The organism is Aeromicrobium sp. PFPM2_SD2 (genome assembly GCF_057364525.1).
This window is the reverse complement of record NZ_JBNFNZ010000111.1, coordinates 1-6,457: the sequence shown is the minus strand read 5'-3', so window position 1 is coordinate 6,457 and position 6,457 is coordinate 1. Positions and strand designations below refer to the sequence as shown.

The 6,457-nt window shown below is 73.2% G+C and carries 6 protein-coding genes and 3 pseudogenes; 4 read left to right on the top strand and 5 right to left on the bottom strand.

The features are described 5' to 3' along the window. Positions 1–263, top strand: a 263-nt coding sequence (locus AC2W7G_RS07295) for a DUF1990 family protein (RefSeq protein ID WP_485867848.1), incomplete at its 5' end; no start/stop codon positions are given. Positions 264–364: 101 nt separating this feature from the next. On the opposite strand, the gene AC2W7G_RS07290 is transcribed toward AC2W7G_RS07295, so the two are convergent. Both AC2W7G_RS07290 and AC2W7G_RS07285 read right to left on the bottom strand, forming a co-directional pair. Further along, the gene (locus AC2W7G_RS07290; RefSeq protein WP_485867847.1) at positions 365–637 is read right to left on the bottom strand and encodes a hypothetical protein; all 273 of its coding nucleotides are present in this window, start codon (positions 635–637) and stop codon (positions 365–367) included. Positions 638–696: 59 nt separating this feature from the next. Continuing rightward, positions 697–1,023, bottom strand: a complete 327-nt coding sequence (locus tag AC2W7G_RS07285) for a hypothetical protein (protein ID WP_485867846.1) — start codon at positions 1,021–1,023, stop codon at positions 697–699. Positions 1,024–1,180: 157 nt separating this feature from the next. Here AC2W7G_RS07285 and AC2W7G_RS07280 point away from each other — a divergent pair, with 157 nt between their 5' ends. After that, positions 1,181–1,681 (top strand): CarD family transcriptional regulator, encoded by a 501-nt coding sequence (locus AC2W7G_RS07280; protein WP_485867845.1) that lies wholly within the window; start codon positions 1,181–1,183, stop codon positions 1,679–1,681. A gap of 55 nt (positions 1,682–1,736) precedes the next feature. Here the strand turns inward: AC2W7G_RS07280 and ispF are convergent. Both ispF and AC2W7G_RS07270 read right to left on the bottom strand, forming a co-directional pair. Continuing rightward, a pseudogene (gene ispF, locus AC2W7G_RS07275) lies at positions 1,737–2,212 on the bottom strand (2-C-methyl-D-erythritol 2,4-cyclodiphosphate synthase). Positions 2,213–2,229: 17 nt separating this feature from the next. Next, positions 2,230–3,471, bottom strand: a complete 1,242-nt coding sequence (locus AC2W7G_RS07270; RefSeq protein WP_485867844.1) for a C39 family peptidase — start codon at positions 3,469–3,471, stop codon at positions 2,230–2,232. Between the two features lie 90 nt (positions 3,472–3,561). On the opposite strand from AC2W7G_RS07270, the pseudogene cysS reads away from it, so the two are divergent. Further along, a pseudogene (gene cysS / locus AC2W7G_RS07265) lies at positions 3,562–4,973 on the top strand (cysteine--tRNA ligase). Further along, positions 4,973–5,909, top strand: a pseudogene (gene rlmB, locus AC2W7G_RS07260) (23S rRNA (guanosine(2251)-2'-O)-methyltransferase RlmB). Before cysS ends, rlmB begins: the two co-directional pseudogenes overlap by 1 nt. Before the next feature lie 110 nt (positions 5,910–6,019). On the opposite strand, the gene AC2W7G_RS07255 reads toward rlmB, so the two are convergent. After that, positions 6,020–6,457: flavin reductase family protein (locus tag AC2W7G_RS07255; RefSeq protein ID WP_485867843.1), on the bottom strand; the 438-nt coding region annotated here is incomplete at its 5' end.

Sequence of the window (6,457 nt, the reverse complement as noted above, 5' to 3'; positions counted from 1 at the left end):
GGCCCGCCGCGTCCGGCAGCACCGTGGTGGTGGGCATCGGGCTCGGCCCGCTGTGGGCGCTGGCCCCGTGCCGGGTGGTCGACGCGGACGCGCTGGGGTTCACCTACGCCGCGCTGCCCGGTCACCCCGAGATCGGGCTGGAGCGCTTCGAGTACGTGGCTGACGAGCACGGACCGCGGTTCCACCTGCGGGCCGTCAGCCGTCCGGCGTGGCGCAGCACCCGTCTCGTCCCGGCCGCCGCGCTGCGCGTGCAGGCGGCCTGACCACCCGCTACCTCCGGGCCGGCGTCGACCTCGCCCGCGCGACCTGCTGAGACGACAGGACCCGGCGCCGGGGCGCCGGGTCCTGTCGTGCGTGCGTAGGGTCACTCGGGGCGAGCGGTGGTCTCCTCGCCCTCGGCCTCGTCGGCGTTGCCGGTGCGGTCCTGCGACTGCGCCCGACCCTCGGTCGACTCGACCACGGTGTCGTAGACGCCCTGCTGGCCGCGCGACACGATCGGGGTGTTGAGGACGACGGTCGAGCCGTCGCTGAAGCGGAAGGTGAGCTCGACGTAGCGGCCGGCCTGGATCGGCGAGGCGGCGAACAGCGTCTCGGCCGAGATGCCGAGCCGGACGAGGTTGCCCTGCGGCACCTCCACGCGGGCCCGGCTGGTGATCTCGACCGCCTCGCCGTCGACCGCGCCGGCGGTGATGCCGGTCAGGGTGACGTCGTCGTCGCTCTTGTTGACGATCGAGGCGGCGACCGTGCCGGTGGTGGCGGGCGCGGTCTCGGGCCCTCGGCCTCGTCCGCCTGGCCCTCGGCCTCGGAGACCTCGACCTGCTCGCCCTCCTGCAGCTCGCCCTCGTCGGCGACGACCGTGGCGTGCAGGATCTCGACGTCGCCCTCGCGGTGGTCGGCGCCCACGGCCGCCTGGTACTGCTGGTTGACGGCGGTGTCGAACCCGGTGCCGCAGGCGGAGAGGCCGAGGGCGGCGAACAAGGTCAGGGACACGGCCGCGGTGCGGCGGGTACGGGCGGAGCTCACGTGGGTTCCTGCTTCCGGACGAGGGACGACAGCACTCGCGATCCTACCCAAGGGCCGCCGGGGGCACCGATCAGGTCCTGTGTCGCCCGTCTCACCAGTCGGAAGGGCTGTCGGGCGCCGATGGTAGGATGGGCCTTCAGAGAGAGGTGCTCATTACATGACCTTCCGAGTCGGCGAGACCGTTGTGTACCCGAACCACGGCGCGGCCCTGATCGAAGAGATCGAGACGCGCGTCATCAAGGGCCAGGAGCGCGAGTACCTCGTGCTCCGGATCCAGTCCCAGAACGACCTCATCGTGCGCGTGCCGGCCGACAACGTCGACCTCGTCGGCGTCCGCGACGTCGTGGACGAGCAGGGCCTCGAGCGCGTGTTCAACGTCCTGCGCGCCGAGCACGTCGAGGAGCCGACCAACTGGTCGCGCCGCTACAAGGCGAACGTCGAGAAGCTGCACTCCGGCGACGTGCTGAAGGTGGCCGAGGTCGTCCGCGACCTGTGGCGCCGCGACCACGAGCGCGGCCTGTCCGCGGGCGAGAAGCGCATGCTGAGCAAGGCCCGCCAGATCCTGGTCTCCGAGCTCGCGCTGGCCGAGCAGACCAACGAGGACAAGGCGGAGGTCCGCCTGGACGAGGTGCTCGCCTCGGCCATGCCGGCCGCCTGACGCACCCCGTCACGACGAAAGGGCCGCTCCCGCGAGGGAGCGGCCCTTCGTCGTGTCAGGGGGCGAGCAGCAGGGCGGTGGCGATCGCCGCGACGCCCTCGCCGCGTCCGGTCAGGCCCAGCCCGTCGGTGGTGGTGCCGGCGACGCTGACCGGCGCGCCGACCGCCTCGGACAGGACGCGCTGCGCCTCCTCGCGCCGCGTGCCCACCCGGGGCCGGTTGCCGACGACCTGCACGGCGGCGTTGGCCAACCTCGAAGCCCGCCTCGCGCACCAGGCGGGCGGCCTCGGTCAGGAAGGTGACGCCCGAGGCGCCGGCGAACCGCGGGTCGGCCGTGCCGAAACGTCGAGCCGATGTCGCCCAGGCCGGCGGCCGAGAGCAGCGCGTCGACCAGGGCGTGCGCGGCGCAGTCGCCGTCGCTGTGCCCCTCCAGGCCGTACGGCTCGTCCTCCCACAGCAGGCCGGCCACCCACAGCGGACGGTCGGGGACGAGCCGGTGGACGTCGGTGCCGAGGCCGGTGCGGGGGATCACGGCACGATCATGCCCGCTCACCAGCGCGGGGTGTCCGCCGGCAGCGCCCGGCTCGCGGGGCGCAGGACGTAGGTGATGCCGCCCGAGCCGCCCAGCCAGGCCCGCTCGAACTGGGCCCGGTCGTAGACCCGGCGGACCTGCGCGGCGGTGCTGGAGGAGCCGGCCGGGTCGTTGGCGATCACCCGGCCGCCCTTGGTGAAGCCGCGGATCACCATGAGGTGGCCGTTCGTCGCCGAGATCGGCGCCCCCGTGAGGCGTCCCTTGGCGAACGCGACCGAGACGACCACCGGGATGCCGGCCTTGATGAAGCGCTCGGCGTCGCGCAGGTCGTAGAGCCGGGTCACGAAGGCGTCCAGTCCGAAGGTGCTCGCGTAGGCGGTGTTGAACGGCCAGTTGCCGGTGCCGCCGTAGCGCTTGTCGATGGTGAGGCGGGCGGCGTGGTCGACGTAGCCCTCCTTCTCGCGCGTCCAGGCGTACTGTGCGGCGGTCGGGCCACTGCGCCAGTAGCGCAGCACCATCGAGACCGACGTCGGCGAGCACCACGCCTCGCCGCCGGCGCCGTAGCGGCCGCCGTGGTGCCCGCGGTGCACCATCTGCGAGGAGTAGGGGACGTTCAGCTCGACCGAGGTGGTCATCGTCGTGCGCGAGGTGGACGCGCTGCGGGTGCGGTAGCCGGCCGCGACGCCCGTGACCGAGCGCAGTGACGGGGTGGCGCTCGAGCCGTTCTTGCGCAGCAGCAGCACGCGGACCTGCCAGTGGCGGAAGCGGTTGCTGCCCCGGGTCACGACCGTGTCGGTGCTGACCTGGGCGAGGTCGTCGGTCTGGGCGGACAGCGACGTGCGGGCGATCGCGTCGGTGCCCGACGCCCAGTCGGCGACGGTGTCCCACGAGCCGACCTTGCTGCCCTTGCGCACGCGCACCTGGACGCGCAGCCACGTGCCCTTCGGCGTCGTGGCGTTCCACGACGGCACGAGGGTGCGGGCGTCGAAGCCCGTGGCCGTCCACGGCGACGTCCACGCGCCGTAGCGGTAGCGCGTGCCCGAGCGGGTCAGCGTCTGCCTCGGCGAGCGCAGCGTGACGGTGCCGCCGGAGACGCGGGCTCCGCTCACGCTGCCCTTGAGCAGCTCGGCCGAGGACGAGTACGACGTGAACCGCGCCTTCTGCACGTCCGCGGCCTCGGCCGGGGCGGCGACGAGGCCGCCCGCGAGCAGGGCGAGGGCCGGGACGAGGACCGAGGGCAGGCGCCGGGGAAGAGGCATGCGCGCAGGATAGGTCACCAAGATGGCGTGCGGGCGCGAAGTGCGTCCGCGTTGGTCGGCGGCCCGCCCCGCGCCCGATACCCTCTACTGGTGACCCTGCACCTCTACGACACCGCGACCAGGTCCCTGACCGAGCTCGTGCCGGTCACCCCCGGCCACGTCGGCATCTACCACTGCGGCCTCACCGTGCAGGGCCCGCCGCACATCGGTCACATCCGCAAGGAGGTCGTCTTCGACGTCCTGCGCCGCTGGCTCGAGCGGGCCGGCTACGAGGTGACCATCGTCGCCAACGTCACCGACATCGACGACAAGATCCTGGCCAAGGGCGCCGAGCAGGGACGTCCGTGGTTCGCCGTGGCGTACGAGAACGAGCGCCGCCTGCACGAGGCGTACGAGGTGCTGGGCTGCGAGCCGCCCACGTACGAGCCGCGCGCCACGGGCCACGTGCCCGAGATGGTCGAGATGATCGCCGACCTGATCGAGCGCGGCCACGCCTACCCGGCCACCGACGACTCCGGCGACGTCTACTTCGACGTCCGCTCCTGGCCGGCCTACGGCGAGCTGAGCAACCAGCGCGTCGACGACATGCAGGCCGCCGAGGACGCGCCCCCGGCGGGCAAGCGCGACCCCCGCGACTTCGCGCTCTGGAAGGGGCGCAAGGAGGGCGAGCCGGAGTCCGCGTCCTGGCCCACGCCGTGGGGCCGCGGCCGTCCCGGCTGGCACCTGGAGTGCTCGGCCATGGCGGCCAAGTACCTCGGCCACGAGTTCGACATCCACGGCGGCGGCCTGGACCTGCGCTTCCCGCACCACGAGAACGAGCTGGCCCAGTCGCGCGCGGCCGGGCAGCGGTTCGCCCGGGTCTGGATGCACAACGCGATGCTCAACCTCTCGGGCTCCAAGATGTCCAAGAGCGTGGGCAACACGATGACCGTGAGCGAGGTCGTCAAGCGCGTCCGTCCGGTCGAGCTGCGGTACTACCTCGTGGCCGCGCACTACCGCTCGATCATCGAGTACTCCGAGGAGGCGCTGCAGGAGGCCGCAACGGCCTACCAGCGCCTGGAGGGCTTCGTGCTGCGGGCCAGCGAGGTGACCGGCGGCGTCGAGCCCGGCGCCGTGACTTCGGCCTTCGCCACCGCGATGGACGACGACCTCGCCGTGCCCGCCGCGCTCGCCGCCGTGCAGGCCTCCGTCGCCGAGGGCCAGAAGCTGCTCGCCGACGGCGACTCCGCGGCCCTGCGCGACGTCCTCGCGAGCGTCCGCGCCATGCTGGACGTGCTCGCGTCGACCCGCTGTCGCCCACCTGGGCGAGCGCGGGGGCGTCGGCCGCCTACGAGCAGGCGCTCGACGTGCTCGTCAAGGCGCTGCTCGAGCAGCGCGCCCAGGCCCGGGCCGCCAAGGACTGGGCCACCGCCGACCTCGTCCGTGACCAGCTCGCCGCCGCCGGCGTCGAGGTGGAGGACACCCCGCAAGGACCGCGATGGTCCGTGAAGGAGAGCCGCTGATGCCCGGCAACAGCCAGCGACGCGGAGCGATCCGCAAGGGAAGCAAGAAGACCGCAGGGTCCGGCGACGCGTCCGCCAGGGCCTGGAGGGCAAGGGACCGACGCCGCGCGCCGAGGACCGCCCGAACCACAAGGCGTACAAGATGGCCCGCGCCGCCGACAAGCGCGAGCAGGCCAAGCCCAAGAAGCGGCGGGTCAACGACGCCGAGTGGGTGGCCGGGCGCAACTCCGTCGTGGAGCTGCTGCGCGCGACCGTCCCCGTGGCCGGCCTGTACGTCGCCGAGGGCACCGACCGCGACGAGCGCATGCGCGAGATCTTCGCGCTGGCCGCCGAGCAGCACGTCTCGCTGCTGGAGATCGGTCGCGTCGAGCTCGACCGGCTGACCGGCGGCGCGGTGCACCAGGGCATCGCGGCCAAGATCAACGCCTACGAGTACGCCGACCCCGACGACCTCGTGGAGCGGGCGACCGAGCTGGGCGAGGCGCCGCTCATCGTGGTGCTCGACGGCATCACCGACCCCCGCAACCTCGGTGCATCGTGCGTTCGGCGTCCGGCTTCGGCGCCCACGGCGTGGTCATCCCCGAGCGTCGCTCGGCGCAGATGACCGCGTCGGCCTGGAAGACGTCCGCGGGTGCCGCGGTGCGGGTGCCGGTGGCCAAGGCCACGAACCTGACCCGTCAGCTGAAGAGCTACCAGGAGGCCGGCTGCATGGTCATCGGCCTGGCCGCCGACGGCGACGTCGCGCTGCCCGAGTGCGACCTGCTCGACGGCCCGCTCGTCGTGGTGATCGGCAGCGAGGGCAAGGGCCTGTCGCGGCTTGTCTCGGAGACCTGCGACCAGATCGTGTCGATCCCCATGAGCTCGTCGCTGGAGTCGCTCAACGCCGGCGTGGCCGCGGGCGTCGCGCTCTACGGCGTCGCCCAGGCCCGCCGCTAGGACTCACCCCCGCGCGGCTCCGCCGCGATGTGGACGCAAAAGCACCACGGTTCCCAGGATCGTGGTGCTTTCGCGTCCACATCTCGGAGCGGGGCTCGGGTGAGGGACGGTCAGAAGGGCTGGACGGTGCCGAAGCTGCGCTGCCAGTAGGCCAGCGGGGCGCCGCCGACGACCTCGGACTCGAGCACGTCGGCCAGGACGATCGCGTGGTCGCCGGCCGGGATGATCGTCTGGACGTCGGCCAGGGCCCAGGCGTGGATGCCGTCCAGCCGGGGCGCGCCCGCGTCGCTCCAGGCGATGTCGGCGAACCGGTCGTGGACGGTCTTGGAGAAGCGCAGCGCCACCTGGTCCTGGTGCGCGGCGAGCACGTTGACCCCGAGCCGTCCGCCCTGGCGCAGGCGGGCCAGCAGCGCGGACGTGCGGCTCAGCGTGACGGCGACCAGGGGCGGGTCGGTCGAGGCGCGCTGCACGTTGCGCACGGTGGTGCCGTGCGGACGTCCGCCGCCGGACGTGGTCACGACGGCGACGCCCGCGGGCAGCGTGTTGGC